This is a genomic window from Stenotrophomonas maltophilia, assembly GCF_006974125.1.
Taxonomy (GTDB): domain Bacteria; phylum Pseudomonadota; class Gammaproteobacteria; order Xanthomonadales; family Xanthomonadaceae; genus Stenotrophomonas; species Stenotrophomonas maltophilia_O.
Map to the genome: position 1 here is coordinate 2,932,036 of NZ_CP037858.1, position 16,606 is coordinate 2,948,641.

Below are 16,606 nucleotides of genomic sequence, written 5' to 3' on the forward strand. Positions count from 1 at the left end.
TGCAAACTGAATTCAAGCGACCCCGGTGGAGCGTGTCATGCAGCAGCCGTCCGTCATTGATCCTTCCTCGCGCCTGCAGGCGCTGACCCGTGAGTACTCCCGGTACTCGCGAAGTGCCGGGGGCCTGTCGGCGATGGCAGGCGGCTTCGCCTGCCTGGCCTCGTTCCTTGCCGGCGCCCTGTTGCCGACCACCCTGGCGCTGCGCATCGTGCTCATTGCCCTGCCGGTGTTGTGGATCGTCGGCAAGCAATGGCTGGCACGCCGTTACTACCAGCGGCTGGGCCAGGTCGAGGAGCAGGTCACGCCGGTTGAACGCAATTTCCAGCGCTTCTTCATCGCCTTCACCGCGCTGGTAAGCGTGCTGGTGATCGGCAGCGTGCTGCCCCGGATGGTGCCGATGGGCGAGTTGCCCTGGGATCTGCGCGCCATCGGCTATCTGGTCGTGGTGGCACTGTTGCCCTGGATGGTGTGGCGCTGGCTGCGTACGCCGCTGGAGTTCATCGTGGGCGTGTTCCTGCTGTGCCAGGCCGCGCTGGCCTTCACCGGGCAGGCGTATGGCTTCGGCCCGAGCACCGCCGTGTTCCCGTTGGCATCCATCGCGCTGATCGTGGTCGGTTGGCGTGACCACCAGCGCTTCCAGCGGCTGCAGGTGGAGATGCGCGCGTTCATGGCGGCGCGGACGAACGTCGAATGACCCAGCTGCCTGATTCCAGAGCGTTGCTCCAGCTCGACCGCTTGATCCATGAGCCGGCACGGCTGCTGATCCTGTCGATCCTGGCAGGTGCCGAATCCGCCGAGTTCGGTTTTGTCGAGCATCTCAGCGGGTTGAGCAAGGGCAACCTCTCCAGCCATTTGAGCAAGCTTGAAGCGGCAGGGCTGGTCGCCATCGACAAGTCGTTCCGTGGCAAGCGCCCATTGACCACCTTGCAGTTGACGCCGATGGGCCGCACTGCCCTGGCCGAGTACCGCACGCAGCTGGCGGCGATCGTTGCCGGCATTCCCGATCCGGATCGAAAGGACTCCTGAAATGACATTGCTCCCGCGCCTGTTTGCAGTTCTGGTTGTTTCCTTCTCTGCCCTCACCGGCGTGGCCGCGGCCGCAGATCCGCGCCAGCAGGGAGCCGCGCTGACCGCGCAGTTCTACGAAGGGCACATCGATGCCCTGTGGGAACGGATGACCCCGCAGATGCAGGCGGGGCTGCAGTCCCCGCAGAGCCTGGTGGCGCTTCGCGAGCAGGTGCTGGCGGGCTGAGGCACGGAAACCGAGCTGGTCAGTGAGAAGGTCGAGAAGGTTGATGGGTTCGACACCTATCTGCGGCAGGCGCGCTTCGCCAGGAGCCCGGCCATCATCCAGGTGCTGTGGGCCATCGATGCCGACGGGCAGATCGGCGGCTTCTACATCCGCCCGCTGCAGACCACGCCGCCGCAGGCCGCGGCGAGCGGGTTCCTCGACTACCAGACCCGCACACGGCTGCAACTGCCGTTCGACGATGAATACTTCGTGTTCTGGGGCGGGCGTACTGTCGAACAGAACTACCATGCGGCCCATGCCGGCCAGCGCTTCGCGCTGGATCTGCTGATGATCCGCGATGGCCGTTCGCACCGTGGCGATGGCCTGCGCAACGATGACTACTACTGCTTCGGTCGCCCGATTCTCGCACCGGCCGACGGCACGGTGGTGGAGGTGATCGAGGGGGTCGCCGACAACGTGCCGGGCCAGATGAATGCCGCCCAGCTCACCGGCAACCGCGTCATTCTCGATCACGGCAATGAGGAGTACTCGGTGCTGGCGCACCTGCGCCAGGGTAGTGTGCGCGTCGCCCAGGGACAGGTGGTCCGCAGTGGCGCGCACCTCGGTGACTGTGGCAACAGCGGCAACTCGTCCGAGCCGCACCTGCACTATCAGCTGCAGGCCGGGCCCGTGTTCGGTGTCGGCGAAGCGCTGCCGGCACAGTTCTCCGGCTACGTGGCCGATGGCCAGCCGGTTGTACGCGGTGAACCGGTCAAGGGGCAGCGTATCCGGCCTGCCGGCGTTGCGCAGGCGAAATAGCCAGCGCGTCCAACGCAGCGGGCAGGGCACCGTGCGGATGCTGCGCGACCGATGGTGTGGGCAGTCGACGCCGATGTCGGCAAAGTCATTCCAGGACACGTGACGACCCAGTCAGGTCTGTGCAGGACACGAGAAAGTTCCTTCACCTTCACAAACCCTCGACCCGAAAAGTCTCAGAACGAACATTTCATCTTGCTGAAAAGACGCTGAAAATCTTGTGGTGTCCGGTTTCGGCCTTTAGCGTCATCTGCACGGCGGATCGTTAGGGGGATCCGCTGACTCACCGGACTTCGAACCTCGCCAATGCAAGCCAGCCCACGGTTCGGGCCGGTGCTTCTGCCGATTCCGGCATTCACACCACAAGAAAGGGAAATACGATGTCCCAGGTAACGCAACCGCGTGTGCGTCGAGTGTGGGTGGTCCTTGGTGCGTCCGTTCTGTCATCGCTGCTGCTGGCCACGCCTGCGCTGGCCGGTGATGTCCAGCTCAGCGGCCTGCAGTCCGCGCCGACGCACCAGCGTTTCATCGTGAAGTACCGCGACGGCAGCGCCGCCGTGGCCAGCAACACTGCGCTGGCTTCGTCGCTGAAGACGGCCGCCGCTGGCCTGGCCAGCAGCCAGGGCCGCGCGCTGGGCCTGCAGGAGGTCCGCAAGCTGGCCGTTGGCCCGACCCTGGTCAGGACCGATCGTCCGCTGGACCGGGCCGAATCCGAGCAGCTGATGCGCAAGCTGGCCGCCGACCCGAACGTGGAATACGTCGAGGTCGATCAGATCATGCGTGCGACCCTGACCCCGAATGACACCCGCTTCAGTGAGCAGTGGGGCTTCGGCACCACCAATGCCGGCATCAACATCCGGCCGGCCTGGGACAAGGCCACAGGCACCGGTGTCGTTGTCGCGGTGATCGATACCGGCATCACCAACCACCCGGACCTAAACGCCAACATCCTGCCCGGCTATGACTTCATCAGCGATGCGGCGATGGCGCGCGATGGCAACGGCCGCGACAACAACCCGAACGATGAGGGCGACTGGTACGGCGACAACGAGTGCCAGGCCGGTTACCCGGGTTCGAACTCCAGCTGGCACGGTACCCACGTCGCCGGCACCGTGGCAGCAGTGACCAACAACAGCACCGGCGTGGCCGGTACCGCGTTCAACGCCAAGGTCGTGCCGGTGCGTGTGCTCGGCAAGTGCGGCGGCTACACCTCCGACATCGCCGATGCGATCGTGTGGGCTTCCGGCGGCACCGTCAGCGGCGTACCGGCCAACGCCAACCCGGCCGAGGTCATCAACCTCTCGCTCGGTGGCGGTGGCAGCTGCTCGACCACCTACCAGAATGCGATCAATGGTGCGGTCGGCCGTGGCACCACCGTGGTGGTTGCCGCCGGCAACAGCAACACCAACGTGTCCTCGTCGGTGCCGGCCAATTGCCCGAACGTGATCGCGGTGGCGGCCACCACCTCGGCCGGTGCGCGTGCCAGCTTCTCCAACTATGGCAATGGCATCGATATCTCGGCACCGGGCCAGGGCATCCTCTCGACCCTCAACAGCGGCACCACCACGCCGGGCAGCGCCAGTTACGCCTCGTACAACGGCACCTCGATGGCGGCACCGCACGTGGCCGGCGTGGTCGCGCTGATGCAGTCGGTCGCTCCGAGCCCACTGAGCCCGGCGCAGGTCGAAAGCATCATCAAGAGCACCGCACGTCCGCTGCCGGGCGCCTGCTCGGGTGGCTGCGGCGCCGGCATCATCGACGCCAATGCCGCCGTGGCTGCGGCGATCAACGGTGGCGGCAATCCGAACCCGGGTGGCAATGTGCTGCAGAACAACGTGCCGGTGACCGGCCTGGGTGCTGCGACCGGTGCCGAGTTGAACTACACCGTTGCGGTTCCGGCTGGCAGCACCCAGCTGCGCGTGGCGATCAGTGGCGGCAGCGGTGATGCCGACCTGTATGTGCGCCAGGGCAGTGCCCCGACCGATACCACCTACACCTGCCGTCCGTACCTGAGCGGCAACAGCGAGACCTGCACCATCAACAGTCCTGCCGCCGGCACCTGGTACGTGCGGGTGAAGGCGTACAGCACCTTCTCGGGCCTGACCCTCAACGCCCAGTACTGAGCCCAAGCCCCTCTCCATGGGCACGCCCCGGCCTAGGCCGGGGCGTTTTTGCTTTGGGCAGGTGCCGACCTTGGCCGGCACGCTGTTCCTCAGACCGACTCGAAGCGGTTCGCGGCCACGTTCTTGCGCACGTGCTGAGGGTCGAAGATCCGGCCGTTCATGGCGATGTACACGCCGCTCGGCAGCGACTGCACCGCACCGATCGCGCAGCCGATGTTGAACTCCGCATCCGAACCTCGGAAACGCGCCGGGCTGAGTGCGCCGGTCATCACGATGGTCTTGTCCGGGATCGTCGCCAGCACCTTGCCGGTCTGCACCATCGAGTCGGTGCCGTGAGTCACCAGCACGTGGCGGGTCGGCTGCGCGGCGATGGTGGCGCGGATCAGTTCGCGGTCCTCATCGTTGATGTGCAGCGAATCCTTGCGCAGGATCGGAATCACGTTGAAGCGGAACGTCACGCCCAGCTCGCGCAGGATCATGCCGATCTGGGGGTCGCCGATCTGGTAGTCCGACTTGTCGTCGAAGTAGATCTTGTCGATCGTGCCACCGGTGGTGACGACCAGGAGCTCTTCCATCATGTGCATGCGCGAAACCAGGACAGGTACAGCGGCGCGGGGCCAGGAACACAGATGATACGGCCCGGCGGGCGCAGCGTCAGCGTCGTTTGCCGAAGCGGGCGCGCAGCCCTGGCAGGCTGGCGCTGAAGATCACCAGCAGGGCCAGCGCGATCTCGATCAGCGCCAGCCAGCGCGTCTCCGGGTGGCTCCAGGCGCTCATCACGCCGTGGCTGAACCAGCCCAGCGCCAGCACCGAGGCCCAGAAACCCGCCTTGCGCCAGCCCAGGCGCAGTGCGATGGCCAGCGCCAGCGGTGGCGCGGTGAACACCAGCTGGGTGGCCAGCCAGTGCTTGTCATTGATGAACCAGCCGGCGAACAGCGCGGCCAGCCCCATCAGGGCCAGCAGCAGGACCGTGCGCGGCGGCCGGTTCATCGGGCCAACCGCTGCGCGATGTCGGCCACCCGGCGGCCCAGCGCACGGGCCAGCACGGCCTCGTCGTCGGTCGGCTGCGGATCGTCGGCGGCACCTGCCACGTGGCTGGCGCCATAGGGCGTGCCGCCACTGGTGGTATGGCTCAGCGCCGGTTCGGTAAACGGAATGCCGACGATCACGCAGCCGTGGTGCAGCAGCGGTACCTGCATCGACAGCAGGGTCGATTCCTGGCCGCCATGCATCGAGGCGGTCGAGGTGAACACCCCGGCCGGCTTGCCCGAGAGGGTGCCGTTGACCCATTCGGCGCCGAGACCGTCGAGGAAATGCTTCACCGGCGCGGCCATGTTGCCGAAGCGGGTCGGGCTGCCGAGCAGCAGGCCCTGGCACTCGACCAGGTCCTGCACGCTCACATAGGGGGCGCCATCGTCGGGTACAGGCGGCTGCGCGGTCTGGGTCACCGCGGCCACCGGCGGCACCGTGCGCAGGCGCGCGCTCATGCCCGGCACTTCGCCGATGCCCCGCGCGATCTGGCGCGCCAGCCGTGCCACCGAACCGCCCCGGCTGTAGTACAGCACCAGAATCTCGCCCATCGTGCCCGCTTCTCCTCGTCGTGTGGCCACCAGTATGGCTATCCTGCCAGCATTCCGCATCGGGTACCCTTCCACCGATGGAACCTCTGGATACGCTCAACCTGTGGATGGAGCGCGCGCGGGATCGCGCACGGGCCATCAGTTTCGGCCGCTTCCTGTGGCATCGCTTCCTCGACGACCGCCTGTTCCAGGCAGCGGCGGCGCTGGCGTACACCACGGTGTTCGCGCTGGTGCCGCTGGCCATCGTGGTGTTCGGCGTGCTCTCGGCCTTCCCTGTCTTCGACCGCTGGAGCGACCAGCTCAGCGATTACGTCTTCTCCAACTTCGTGCCCAATGCCGCGCGCGCGGCGGAGGGCTACCTGCGGCAGTTCTCGGCCAGTGCCGGCCAGCTCACCGCCGCCGGCTTCATTGCGCTGGTGGTGTCACTGCTGATCACCCTCAACAGTGTTGAAGAGACCTTCAACCAGATCTGGCGGGTTGGGTCGACCCGGCCCAAGCTGACCCGTTTCCTGGTCTACTGGACCGTACTCACCCTGGGCGCGATGCTCGCCGCCGCTTCGCTGGCGGTGTCGGCGCGGGTGTTCGCGATGCCACTGTTCGGGACCCAGGAAGGTCGTTGGCTGGCCGAGTTCGCATTGCGGCTGGCGCCGATCCTGATCGAGTTCGTCTGCATCACGCTGATGTTCCGGGTGGTGCCGCACCACACAGTGAAATGGCGGCACGCGGTGCCCGGCGCGATCCTGGCGGCGGTCATCCTGGAACTGGTGAAATGGGGCATCGGTGCCTACCTGGGCAGTTTCCAGTCCTACCAGAAGCTGTATGGCACGGTGGCCTTCGTGCCGATCCTGCTGCTGTGGATCTACCTGTGCTGGGTGGCAGTGCTGCTAGGGGCATCGTTGTCTTCGTCGATGGCCGCCTTCCGCTACCAGCCGGTGGAACTGCGCCTGCCGCAGGGTTACGAGTTCTATGGCCTGCTGCGCCTGCTGGGCCGCTTCCACCATGCACGTGCCAAGGGCAAGGGCCTGGCCGATGATGAAATCCTGCGGCTGGAGCCGATGCTGACCGATTCGCTGCTGCAGGACCTGGCCTGCAACCTGCAGGAGATCGGCCTGCTGCGCCGCGATGAACGTGGTGAATGGCTCTTGTCGCGTGACCTGGACCAGGTCAGCCTGGCCGATCTGTACGAATGCACCCAGCTGCGCATCCCGGTGGCCGAGCAGCATCTGCCGTACCGGGACGACAGCCTGGGTCGCGCCGCATTGGCGGCACTGGACGACCTGCGACTGCCCCTGCGCGAACGCCTCAAGCGCAAGGTCAGCGATATCTACACCGAATCTGGAGACATGCCATGACCCGCAAGACCCCGTTGCTGCTGCTCCCGCTGGCCCTCCTGTTGGCCCTGGCGGCCTGCAAGCCGGCACAGGAGCCGACCCCGGCCAGCAGCCAGCCGCCGGCGCAGGCACCGACACCGAGCACGCCGGCACCGGTCGAGGAGACCCCGGCCGAACGCATCACCGCCGAGTTCCCGACGCTGAAGACGAAGGCGGTCGATGGCAGCGACTACGACCTGGCCGCGCACCGCGGCAAGTGGGTGGTGGTGAATTTCTGGGCGACCTGGTGCGCGCCGTGCCGCAAGGAAATGCCGGAGTTGTCGGCGCTGCATGCGATGCGCAGCAACATCGAAGTGGTCGGCCTGGCCTATGAGGACATCGAAGCGCCGGAAATGCAGGCGTTCCTGACCAAGCATCCGGTGACCTATCCGATCGTGATCGTCGACCCGTTCGATCCGCCCGCCGATTTCGCCACGCCGCGCGGCCTGCCGCTGACGCATCTCATCGATCCGCAGGGCAAGCTGGCGCACAGCTTCCTCGGCCCGGTGACTGCCGCCGACATCGAAAAGCAGATCGCGGCTGCCAAGTAGTGGGTTGGTCGGCAGGGCCTGCGGCCCTGCACCCGCGGTAGTGCCGGCCGCTGGCCGGCAGCAACAGCAACAGCGTGCATTCCGTGGGTGGGTGGGGCGGTGTCGGAGTGCGGGGACGCCGCAAGTACGTCCCTGTAGGCTTGGCAGCCGCTTGCTCGTGTGCGCTTTCCTGCGCACACGGCAAGACCGGGGTTGGGCGTCCTGCCCAACCCGCCCGAGGCATGCCTCGGGCCCATGCGGCTGACACCCCGCACTCCGACACCGCCCCACCTCTGACAGATTTCTGCGATCTGGTAGATCCACGCCATGCGTGGATGAATCTCCATCGAGTTCGAGTACTTCGACAATCGAACAAAGAGCATCCACGCATGGCGTGGATCTACAGAATGCAATGCCGACAGATCGCGGAGATCTGTCGAAGGCGGGGTGGGTCCGGTTGCGGGGGCGTGAGCCGCATGGATGCGGCGACCGAGCTTACATGGACGTACTTGCAGCGTCCCCCGAAACCGGACCCACCCCGCCATCCCTCAGGAAGCCCGCCGTTGCTGTTGCTGTTGCCGTTGCTCTGGCTTCGGCAGGTGCAGGGCCGCAGGCCCTGCCGAACAAACCCTATTCCTCGACCGGGAAGTCCTCGATCGGCTTCAGCACATCGTAGTGCTCGCGGTGCAGCTTGCCCTTCAGCTTCGGCAGCTCCGGCAACGGCGCATCCACGCGCGTATCCGGCAGCCGGTCCAGCAGGTTGCGCACCAGCGTCAGCCGGCCCAGGCGCTGGTCGTTGAAATCCACCAGCGTCCACGGCGCCGCTTCGCGGTGGGTGGCGCGCAGCATCGCCTCGCGTGCCTCGGTGTAGGCGCTGTACTTGCTGCGTGATTTCAGGTCCACCGGAGAGAGCTTCCAGCCCTTCAGCGGGTCGATATGACGCTCGGCGAAGCGCTTTTCCTGCTGCTCCTGGTCAACGCACAGCCAGTACTTGAACAGCAGGATGCCGTCGTCCACCAGCAGCTGCTCGAACACCGGCGCCTGGCGCAGGAACTGCTGGTACTCGGTCTCGCTGCAGTAGCCCATCACCCGCTCCACGCCGGCACGGTTGTACCAGCTGCGGTCCATCAGCACGATCTCGCCGGCGGCCGGAAGGTGCGACGCGTAGCGCTGGAAGTACCACTGCGTGGCTTCTCGGTCGGTGGGCTTGGGCAGTGCCACCACCCGGCACTGACGAGGGTTGAGGTGCTGGCTGATGGCCTGGATCGCGCCGCCCTTGCCCGCCGTGTCACGCCCTTCGAACAGCACCAGCAGGCGTTGCCCGCTGTGCTGCACCCAGCGCGCCATCGCGGTCAGTTCCAGCTGCAGTGGCAGCAGCAGTTCGTCGTAGTCCTTGCGCTTGAGCTTGGCCATCGTCACACCACGCGGGAAGGAAGCCCGAGCGTAGCGCACCGTCGCGTCACCGCGTGTAGAGGCAGGGCGACCGCCGCTGGGATGAGATCGACTGGGTATCGACTGGGTAGAGTTGACTATCGCGCGCAGCGCGGGGTTTTCGGCTTCCAGCCGAGAGCAGTCGACTGACAGTCGACTCTACCCAGCAGGCATTTTCCAGTAGACATTACCCAGTCTGTTCCGCTGTTCCCAGCCAGCCGTGCTCGCGCGCCAGCTGCTGCACCAACGCCGACAGATCATGGGCAAACCCGCCCATGTCGAACAGCCCGCTGCGCTCGCGTGCCTGCGCCAGTTCAGCACGCAACGCGGCCAGCGCAGCCGGGTCGTTGCCCAGTGCACTGGCGGTGGCGATGAACGCGGCATCGTCGGCGACGTTCAGCCGGGCCAGGCCAAGGTGATGGTTGAGGCTGCCGGCCACGCGCGCGGCGAAAGTGTCGCCCGGGCAGGTCAGCACCGGGCAGCCGGCCCACAGCGCATCGGAGGCGGTGGTGTGGGCGTTGTACGGATGCGTGTCCAGGAACAGGTCGGCCAGCTGATAACGGGCCAGGTACTGCGGATGCGGCAGCTTGTCCATGAACACCAGGCGCGCCGGGTCCAGGCCCGCGGCCTCTGCGGCGGCACGCAGGCGCGCGTCGGCCTGGCCGGGCCCGGACAGCAGCCACAGCACGCTGCAGGGCACCGCCTGCAGCACTGCAAAGGCACGGCCCATGCTGCGCGGGTTGAGCTTGTAGCTGTTGTTGAAACAGCAGAACACCACGCCCTGCACGGGCAGACCGCAGTCGGCACGCGTCGGCGCAGGCTCCAGCACGCGCGTGTTGTCCGACGGCTGGAAGGCTCGCGGCAGGCGCAGCGCGCGTTCGTTGTAGTGCGGCTCCAGTGCGGGCGGCAGCGCGAAGGCATCGCCGATCACCGCATCCATCCACGGCCCCCCCGACGTGCCCGGATAGGCCAGCCAGTTCAGCTGCAGCGGGGCAGGGCGCATCGCCAGCACTTCCGGCGCGCCACCACCGCCCCAGCCACGCAGGTCGAACAGCAGGTCGATGCCCTGTGCGCGGATGCGTGCGGCGGCATCGGCATGACGCAGGCCGGCCACATCATGCAGCTGCGTCGCTGTCTGCAGGCGCTGGCGGATGCGGCTGCCATCGTCGCGGTTCAGTGCGAACAGATGCAGTTGCAGTGCGGGGTCGTGACGCAGCTGCTCGAACAGCGCCACGGTCAGCAATCCGGTCGGATGTGCGCCGAACCCATTGGAGAGGAAACCGACGCGCAGCGGGCCGTGCGGGCGCACCGTTGCCGGCGGCAATGGCCGCACCGAGGCAGCCACAGCCACCGCACGGGTGCGTGCGCAGGCCAACTGCTCGGCAGCGCTGGCGTCCTCGCTGAGGAAGGCAAACGGCTCGACCACGCCCTGGCCGCTGGCCACGGCGGCGCGCACCTGTGCGGCCAGCGAGTCCACGTCCTGCCAATCGCACAGGCGACGCTGCCAGGCCAGGCGCTGGGCGGCGATGTAAGGTTCGGCCGGCATCAGCCCATGTGCGCGTCGATAGGCCGCCGACGCACCTTCGGCATCATCGGCATCTTCCAGTGCGTGGCCCAGCCACAGCGCAATGCCGGGATGTTGCGGTGCCAGTGCCGAGGCCTGGCCGAGCAGCTTGGCTGCATCGCCATGTGCACCGGCCATCCACGCCACGCGGCCGAGCCGCGCCAGTGCTTCGGGGTGGTTCGGGCGCAGCTGCAGGGCACGTCGCGCGGCCTGTTCGCCGGCAGCGATGTCGCCGGCTTCCAGTTCCACGTCGGCCAGCATCACCCAGGCGACGAAGTCGTCGGGCTGGCGGGCAATCGCTTGCTGCAGTTGCTGTCGCTGCTGCCAGGCCGACATCGTGCTCAGCCTGCCGACAGCTGGGCCAGGGCGTCGACCTGGTGTTCGTGGCTGAGCCGCTGCAGCAGCGGGTCGAGGTCACCGGCCAGGATGTTGGGCAGGTCGTACAGGGTCAGTCCTTCCACACGGTGATCGGTGATGCGCCCCTGCGGGAAGTTGTAGGTTCGGATGCGCTGGCTGCGGTCACCACTGCCCACCTGCAGGCGCCGCGATTCGGCCTGCGCGGCATCCTGGCGCTGGCGCTCGGCGTCCAGCAGCTGCGCCTTCAGGCGCTTCATCGCCTTGTCGCGGTTGGCGTGCTGGCTGCGCTCGGTCTGGCATTCCACCACCACGCCGGTTGGCACATGGGTGATGCGGATGGCCGATTCGGTCTTGTTGACGTGCTGGCCGCCGGCGCCGGAGGAGCGGAACGTATCCACCTTCAGGTCGGCCGGGTTGATGACGATGTCATCGACTTCGTCGGCTTCGGGAATGATCGCCACGGTAGCCGCCGAGGTATGGATGCGGCCCTGCGATTCGGTGGCCGGCACGCGCTGCACGCGGTGCGTGCCCGATTCGAACTTCAGGCGCGAGAACGCGCCACGCCCGACCACGCGTGCCACTACTTCCTTGTAGCCGCCATGCTCACCGGGGTTGTCCGATTCGATCTCGACCTTCCAGCCCTGGCGTTCGGCATAGCGGGCGTACATGCGGAACAGATCGCCGGCGAAGATCGCTGCTTCGTCGCCGCCGGTACCGGCGCGCACTTCCAGGAACAGGTTGCCCTCATCGCGCGGGTCGCGCGGTACCAGCAGCAGGGCAAGCTCCTGTTCCAGTTCCTGCAGGCGGGCCTGGGCCGCGGCGATTTCCTCGTCGGCCAGTTCGCGCAGGTCGGGGTCGGCGCGCATGCCTTCGGCCGCGGCCAGGTCGGCCTTGGCGCGGGTTTCGTCGGCCAGTGCGGTGGCGACCGGCTCAAGTTGGGCGAATTCGCGCGAAAGATCGCGGAAACGGGTGTTGTCGGCGACCACATCGGGTTCGGCGAGCAGGCGTTCCAGTTCTTCGCGGCGCTCGGCCAGCGCTTCCAGCTTACGGCGCAGGGTCGGCGTCATCGGGTCTCACGGGTGGGTGGCGGTAACCCGGCGTGGCCGGGAACAGGCGCTCGGCGGCGCGGGTCAGGTCGGCATCGCCACTGAGCGCGGCTGCGCGCAGGGCGGCGGTCGGCGGGTGCAGCAGGCGGTTGGTCAGGCCATGGGCCAGCAGTTCCAGTACTTCATCGGCCGGTTTGCCGTTGGCCAGCTGCTGGCGCGCGCGTTCCAGCAGTTCGGCGCGGGTGGCCTCGCCGAAGGCGCGCAGCTGCCGCAGCGGGGCCTGGTGGGCGCTGGCCTGCAGGGTTTCGACGAAACGCGAGACCTGCAGGTCGATGATCGCCTCGGCCTCGGCGGCCGCCTCGCGGCGTCCACGGCGGTTGTCTTCCACCGCGCGCTCCAGGTCGTCGACGGTGTAGAGGAAGGCGTCGTTGAGCGTGCCGACCTCTGCCTCGATGTCACGCGGCACGGCCAGGTCGAACAGCAGCATCGGTTTGTGCCGGCGCGCGCGCAGGGCATTGGCCACCATCTCGCGGTGGATCACCGGTTCGCGTGCGGCGGTGGCCGAGAACACCACGTCGGCCTCGCCCAGGTGGCGGTCCAGTTCGGTCAACGGCAGGGCCACGCCGCCGTGGCGGCTGGCCAGCTCCTGCGCGTGGGCGAGGGTGCGGTTGGCGATCAGCAATCGCCGCACCTTGCCTTCACTCAGGTGGCGTGCAGCCAGCTCGATGGTCTCGCCCGCGCCCACCAGCAGCACGGTGGAATCGTCCAGGCGCGCGAAGGCGTTCTGCGCCAGGCGAACTGCGGCCGAGGCGACCGACACCGGATTGGCGCCGACCTGGGTGTCGGTGCGCGCACGCTTGGCGACCGAGAAGGTCTGCTGGAACAGGCGGTCCAGCCGCTGGCCGAGCAGGCCGTGGTCACGCGCGGTCGACCAGGCATCCTTCACCTGGCCGAGGATCTGCGGTTCACCCAGCACCATCGAGTCCAGGCCGGTGGCGACCCGGAACAGGTGGCGCACGGCCTCGGCATCGGCGTGCTGATACAGGTAGCCCTGCAGGTCGCCGGCCTGGGTGTGCAGCCACTGGTCCAGCGCCTGTGCCGAATCGGCCACGGCATACAGCTCGGTGCGGTTGCAGGTGGACAGCAGCACCGCCTCGGCGATCTGCGGAGTATCGCGCAGCGAACCGAGCGCGCGCGGCAACGCCTCACCGGCGAAGGCCGCGCGCTCGCGCAGCTCCACCGGTGCGGTCTGGTGATTCAGTCCGAGCACCCACAGGGTCATTGTTCAGTTGCTTGCGATAAGCTGCTGGCCATTGGACGACATTTTAAGGCCCCGATGCCGACGATGCCCGCATTGATTCGCATCCCCAGTGTTCTGCTGCTGTCCCTGGCCTGCAGCCAGGCCCTGGCGGCGGTGCCGGCCAAGGCCCCCGTACGGGCCCCGGCCACTGAGGAACTGGCGCTGGAACCGGTGATGGCCGGTGAGTTCGCCCTGCAGGCCGGCAAGCTGGCCGAGGCGGCGCGCTGGTACCTGCAGGCCGCCCAGCAGACCGACGGCGACGCCGGCCTGGCCGAGCGCGCGACCCGCATTTCCATGCTCGCCAACGATGATGCCAGCGCCGCCAAGGGCCTGGCCCTGTGGCAGCAGCGGGCCCCGCGCTCGTTGACCCTGCGCAGTGCGGCCGGTGCGTTGGCCATGCGCCAGGGCGATGTGAAGGCTGCCCGCACCGAACTGCAGGGCCTGCTGGCCGACCCCGACGAGCGCGGCTGGAAGTTCGCCCTGGCGGCCCTGATCGGCGGTGGCCGCGATCCGGCGGTGCCCGCGCAGGTGCTGGGCGAGCTGGTCGAGGCCAACGCCATTCCGCCGAAGATCGAGGCCTGGCAGGAGTTCGGTCGCCTTGCCCTGCGCATGGACAAGCCCGACCTGGCGCGGCGCATGATCGATGAAGTGGTCAAGCGTTTCCCGGAAGAACCGCGCGTGGCGCTGCTGCGTGCCAGCCAGCTGCAGCAGGCCGGGGAGACCGGCAAGGCGCTGTCGCTGCTGCACGATGTGGAGCCGAAGACCCGCCAGGACCCGGAACTGCGCAATGCGGTGGCCATTGCCTATGACAGCCTCGGCCAGCCGTCCGCCGCCGAACGCGTGCTGGCGTTCGGCCCGCAGGACGTGCAGACCTGGGGCATGCGTGCCTCGCTGCTGGCCAAGCAGGGTGACAAGGCCGCGCTGTCCAACCTCTACAACGAGCTGTCGCGGCAGGCGGCCAAGCCGGACCCGGCGCAGCGCCTGCTGCTGGGCAAGATCGCCGAGTACCTGAAGCGTTACGCCGAGGCCGTGCAGTGGTACCACAGCGTGCCCGGTGGCGATGAGTTGAGTGAGGCGCGCCTGCGCGCGGCCAACGCCCAGGCCCTGGCCGGGCGCCTGCCGCAGGCATTGGATGAAGTGCACGCGATCCAGTCCGATGCGGTGGTTGACGACGACGTGCGCCGCGACGCCTACCTGCTGGAAGCCGAACTGCGCCAGCGCGCCGACGACAGTGCCGGGGAGCTGGATGCGCTGGCCCGCGGCCTGGCCGCTTACCCGGATGACAACGGCCTGCTGTACGCCCGTGCGCTCACCTGGGAACGCCGCGACGACATTCCGCGCGCCGAGGCCGATCTGCGCAAGATCCTGGTGACCGACCCGGAGAACGTGCCGGCTTTGAACGCGCTGGGTTACACCCTGGCCGATCGCACCGGTCGCCTGCAGGAAGCGCTGGAGCTGATCGACCGCGCCCGCGTGGCCGAACCGGACAACGCCGCCATCGTCGACAGCTATGGCTGGGTGCTGTATCGCCTGGGTCGCAAGGAAGAGGCGCTGGTGCAGCTGCGCCGGGCATGGACCCTGGCCAAGGACCCGGAGATCGCTTCCCACGTAGGCGAAGTGCTGTGGGTGCTGGGCAAGCATGACGAGGCCCGCCATTTCTTCGAGGAAGCGGCCAAGCTCGATCCTGAAAACCGCGCGCTGCTGCGCGCCCGCGAGAAATTCAATCCATGAGTGTTTCCCTGATCCGGCCGCTGCTGCTGGCGGCCGTGACCCTGGCGGTGACCGCCTGTACCAGCGTGGGCACGCAGAAGAGCCCGGCGCCGGCGGTGGTCGAGGTTGTTTCGGCCGAAGCGGCGCAGGCCGAGGCGGCGCGCGTGGCCGCGCTGCACGCGCAGCCGGACTGGGCTTTCCAGGGCCGGGTCGCGGTCAGCAAGGGCAAGGACGGCGGCAGCGGTCGCATCGACTGGAAGCAGGAAGGGCGCCGCTATGTGGTCGAGCTGAGCGCGCCGGTGACCCGGCAGAGCTGGAAGCTGACCGGCGATACCCATTCCGAAGCCGGTCGCCTGGAAGGACTGGCCGGCGGGCCGCGTGACGGCGAGGACGCCCAGCAGCTGCTGCTGGAGGCGACTGGCTGGGACATTCCGGTCAACCAGCTGCCGGCGTGGATCCGTGGCCTGGTGGCCGGTGATGCTGCTGGTCCGGAAAAGGTCGAACGCGACGGTGAAGGCCGGCCGCGTCGCATGCAGCAAATGGGCTGGCAGGTGCAGTATCTGGACTGGTACCCAGCCGAGGCTGGGCGCCCGGCGGTGCCACGCCGGATCGAGGCCAGCAATGGCGACGCCAAGGTACGCCTGCTGGTGGACCAGTGGGGGCAGGGCACCCCATGAGTGGGGCAGTCGACGGCGCGGGCTGGTCCTGGTGGCCGGCCCCGGCCAAGCTGAACCTGTTCCTGCACATCACCGGCCGCCGGGCCGACGGCTACCACGAACTGCAGACCGTATTCCGCCTGCTGGACTGGGGGGATCGCATCGGCCTGCGCCTGCGTGAGGACGGCCAGGTGCGCCGGCAGGGGGACGGCCTGGCGGGCGTGGCCGAGGCCGACGATCTGGCCGTGCGCGCAGCGAAGCTGCTGAAAGAGGCGGTCAATGTCGCGCAAGGTGTCGACATCATCGTCGAAAAAAACGTTTCTGCAGGTGGTGGTTTTGGCGGCGGTTCCTCCGATGCGGCCACCGTGCTGGTTGTGCTGAACCGGCTCTGGCGGGCCGGTCTGGACGAGGATGCGCTGGCCGCGCTGGGCCTGCGTCTGGGCGCGGACGTGCCGGTGTTCGTGCGCGGCCGCAATGCCTGGGCCGAAGGCGTGGGCGAGCGCCTGCAGCCGATCACCCTGGGCCCGGCTTGGTACGTGGTGGTCGAACCGGGTGTTCATGTTCCCACCCCGGCCCTGTTCGCAGACCCGGATTTGACGCGCGACAGCCCAGTTGCGAAAATAGAGGACTTCGCTTCCGGGACCCTGGTCGGGAACGCGTTCGAACCGGTGCTGCGCCGCCGCGAGCCTGCCGTAGAGGCGGCGCTTGTCGCGTTGAGCAAGATCGGGTCCGCGCGGCTGACCGGTTCGGGAAGTGGTTGTTTCGTCGAGTTCGCATCGCAGTCTGCCGCAGAGCAGGGACGGTCGAAGTTGCCGAAGGAGTTGCGGGCAAGGGTGGCAGCGGGCGTTGCGCGTTCGCCACTGCTGGATGCACTCGAGCAACACTGATTTAT

The 16,606-nt window shown here is 67.8% G+C and carries 17 protein-coding genes; 10 read left to right on the forward strand and 7 right to left on the reverse strand.

Annotated elements, in window-relative coordinates; genetic code table 11:
- The first annotated feature begins 37 nt into the window (after positions 1-37).
- The 5 genes from EZ304_RS13260 to EZ304_RS13275 all read left to right on the forward strand — a co-directional run bounded on the left by EZ304_RS13260 (position 38) and on the right by EZ304_RS13275 (position 4,170).
- The gene (locus EZ304_RS13260; protein WP_099552728.1) at positions 38-694 is read left to right on the forward strand and encodes a hypothetical protein; all 657 of its coding nucleotides are present in this window, start codon (positions 38-40) and stop codon (positions 692-694) included.
- A complete protein-coding gene (locus EZ304_RS13265; protein ID WP_046985218.1) occupies positions 691-1,026 on the forward strand; it encodes a transcriptional regulator in 336 nt (111 codons plus the stop codon). The genes EZ304_RS13260 and EZ304_RS13265 overlap by 4 nt, the downstream gene beginning before the upstream one ends.
- A gap of 1 nt (position 1,027) precedes the next feature.
- Positions 1,028-1,252, forward strand: coding sequence for a hypothetical protein (locus EZ304_RS21155; RefSeq protein WP_260678112.1), 225 nt, complete (start codon positions 1,028-1,030; stop codon positions 1,250-1,252).
- 102 nt (positions 1,253-1,354) lie between these two features.
- Entirely contained in the window at positions 1,355-2,050 is a 696-nt protein-coding gene (locus tag EZ304_RS13270; protein ID WP_260678113.1) for a M23 family metallopeptidase, read from the forward strand.
- Positions 2,051-2,427: 377 nt separating this feature from the next.
- On the forward strand, positions 2,428-4,170 hold the full coding sequence (locus tag EZ304_RS13275; RefSeq protein WP_142807304.1) for a S8 family peptidase: 1,743 nt from the start codon (positions 2,428-2,430) through the stop codon (positions 4,168-4,170).
- Between the two features lie 89 nt (positions 4,171-4,259).
- On the opposite strand, the gene EZ304_RS13280 is transcribed toward EZ304_RS13275, so the two are convergent.
- The 3 genes from EZ304_RS13280 to wrbA all read right to left on the reverse strand — a co-directional run bounded on the left by EZ304_RS13280 (position 4,260) and on the right by wrbA (position 5,750).
- Complete coding sequence (locus EZ304_RS13280; protein ID WP_010481766.1) at positions 4,260-4,745, reverse strand: asparaginase domain-containing protein; 486 nt, start codon at positions 4,743-4,745, stop codon at positions 4,260-4,262.
- A 79-nt stretch (positions 4,746-4,824) separates the two neighbouring features.
- Positions 4,825-5,160 (reverse strand): DUF2069 domain-containing protein, encoded by a 336-nt coding sequence (locus EZ304_RS13285; protein WP_099552725.1) that lies wholly within the window; start codon positions 5,158-5,160, stop codon positions 4,825-4,827.
- Positions 5,157-5,750, reverse strand: a complete 594-nt coding sequence (gene wrbA / locus EZ304_RS13290) for an NAD(P)H:quinone oxidoreductase (RefSeq protein WP_005408181.1) — start codon at positions 5,748-5,750, stop codon at positions 5,157-5,159. The genes EZ304_RS13285 and wrbA overlap by 4 nt, the downstream gene beginning before the upstream one ends.
- A gap of 77 nt (positions 5,751-5,827) precedes the next feature.
- Here wrbA and EZ304_RS13295 point away from each other — a divergent pair, with 77 nt between their 5' ends.
- Complete coding sequence (locus EZ304_RS13295) at positions 5,828-7,102, forward strand: YihY family inner membrane protein (protein WP_099552724.1); 1,275 nt, start codon at positions 5,828-5,830, stop codon at positions 7,100-7,102.
- Positions 7,099-7,671, forward strand: a complete 573-nt coding sequence (locus tag EZ304_RS13300) for a TlpA family protein disulfide reductase (protein ID WP_142807305.1) — start codon at positions 7,099-7,101, stop codon at positions 7,669-7,671. The genes EZ304_RS13295 and EZ304_RS13300 overlap by 4 nt, the downstream gene beginning before the upstream one ends.
- Before the next feature lie 609 nt (positions 7,672-8,280).
- On the opposite strand, the gene ppk2 is transcribed toward EZ304_RS13300, so the two are convergent.
- The 4 genes from ppk2 to hemA form a co-directional block, all read right to left on the reverse strand.
- Positions 8,281-9,063 (reverse strand): polyphosphate kinase 2, encoded by a 783-nt coding sequence (gene ppk2 / locus EZ304_RS13305; protein ID WP_014036078.1) that lies wholly within the window; start codon positions 9,061-9,063, stop codon positions 8,281-8,283.
- 205 nt (positions 9,064-9,268) lie between these two features.
- Entirely contained in the window at positions 9,269-10,981 is a 1,713-nt protein-coding gene (locus EZ304_RS13310) for a tetratricopeptide repeat protein (protein WP_142807306.1), read from the reverse strand.
- 5 nt (positions 10,982-10,986) lie between these two features.
- Positions 10,987-12,069: a peptide chain release factor 1 gene (gene prfA / locus EZ304_RS13315; RefSeq protein ID WP_099551248.1), complete on the reverse strand. Its 1,083-nt coding sequence runs from the start codon at positions 12,067-12,069 to the stop codon at positions 10,987-10,989.
- Positions 12,047-13,330, reverse strand: coding sequence for a glutamyl-tRNA reductase (hemA, locus tag EZ304_RS13320; RefSeq protein WP_099551247.1), 1,284 nt, complete (start codon positions 13,328-13,330; stop codon positions 12,047-12,049). Before hemA ends, prfA begins: the two co-directional genes overlap by 23 nt.
- Before the next feature lie 63 nt (positions 13,331-13,393).
- Between hemA and EZ304_RS13325 the strand changes: the two genes are divergently transcribed.
- The 3 genes from EZ304_RS13325 to ispE are packed head-to-tail and all read left to right on the forward strand — an operon-like array spanning position 13,394 to position 16,601.
- Complete coding sequence (locus tag EZ304_RS13325) at positions 13,394-15,079, forward strand: tetratricopeptide repeat protein (protein WP_185959183.1); 1,686 nt, start codon at positions 13,394-13,396, stop codon at positions 15,077-15,079.
- Positions 15,076-15,735 carry a lipoprotein insertase outer membrane protein LolB gene (gene lolB, locus EZ304_RS13330; protein ID WP_142807308.1) on the forward strand — a complete coding sequence of 220 codons (660 nt, stop codon included), beginning with the start codon at positions 15,076-15,078 and terminating at the stop codon, positions 15,733-15,735. Before EZ304_RS13325 ends, lolB begins: the two co-directional genes overlap by 4 nt.
- Entirely contained in the window at positions 15,732-16,601 is an 870-nt protein-coding gene (gene ispE / locus EZ304_RS13335; protein ID WP_099551244.1) for a 4-(cytidine 5'-diphospho)-2-C-methyl-D-erythritol kinase, read from the forward strand. The genes lolB and ispE overlap by 4 nt, the downstream gene beginning before the upstream one ends.
- The last annotated feature ends 5 nt before the right edge of the window (positions 16,602-16,606 follow it).

Bases quoted from the DNA above. Each gene is read 5' to 3' on its own strand.
- EZ304_RS13285 (WP_099552725.1), bottom strand. From the start codon at position 5,160: ATGAACCGGCCGCCGCGCACGGTCCTGCTGCTGGCCCTGATGGGGCTG.
- EZ304_RS13265 (WP_046985218.1), top strand. From the start codon at position 691: ATGACCCAGCTGCCTGATTCCAGAGCGTTGCTCCAGCTCGACCGCTTG.
- ppk2 (WP_014036078.1), bottom strand. From the start codon at position 9,063: ATGGCCAAGCTCAAGCGCAAGGACTACGACGAACTGCTGCTGCCACTG.
- EZ304_RS21155 (WP_260678112.1), top strand. From the start codon at position 1,028: ATGACATTGCTCCCGCGCCTGTTTGCAGTTCTGGTTGTTTCCTTCTCT.
- hemA (WP_099551247.1), bottom strand. From the start codon at position 13,330: ATGACCCTGTGGGTGCTCGGACTGAATCACCAGACCGCACCGGTGGAG.
- EZ304_RS13300 (WP_142807305.1), top strand. From the start codon at position 7,099: ATGACCCGCAAGACCCCGTTGCTGCTGCTCCCGCTGGCCCTCCTGTTG.
- EZ304_RS13260 (WP_099552728.1), top strand. From the start codon at position 38: ATGCAGCAGCCGTCCGTCATTGATCCTTCCTCGCGCCTGCAGGCGCTG.
- EZ304_RS13310 (WP_142807306.1), bottom strand. From the start codon at position 10,981: ATGTCGGCCTGGCAGCAGCGACAGCAACTGCAGCAAGCGATTGCCCGC.
- ispE (WP_099551244.1), top strand. From the start codon at position 15,732: ATGAGTGGGGCAGTCGACGGCGCGGGCTGGTCCTGGTGGCCGGCCCCG.
- EZ304_RS13275 (WP_142807304.1), top strand. From the start codon at position 2,428: ATGTCCCAGGTAACGCAACCGCGTGTGCGTCGAGTGTGGGTGGTCCTT.
- prfA (WP_099551248.1), bottom strand. From the start codon at position 12,069: ATGACGCCGACCCTGCGCCGTAAGCTGGAAGCGCTGGCCGAGCGCCGC.
- EZ304_RS13325 (WP_185959183.1), top strand. From the start codon at position 13,394: ATGCCCGCATTGATTCGCATCCCCAGTGTTCTGCTGCTGTCCCTGGCC.
- EZ304_RS13295 (WP_099552724.1), top strand. From the start codon at position 5,828: ATGGAACCTCTGGATACGCTCAACCTGTGGATGGAGCGCGCGCGGGAT.
- wrbA (WP_005408181.1), bottom strand. From the start codon at position 5,750: ATGGGCGAGATTCTGGTGCTGTACTACAGCCGGGGCGGTTCGGTGGCA.
- lolB (WP_142807308.1), top strand. From the start codon at position 15,076: ATGAGTGTTTCCCTGATCCGGCCGCTGCTGCTGGCGGCCGTGACCCTG.
- EZ304_RS13280 (WP_010481766.1), bottom strand. From the start codon at position 4,745: ATGGAAGAGCTCCTGGTCGTCACCACCGGTGGCACGATCGACAAGATC.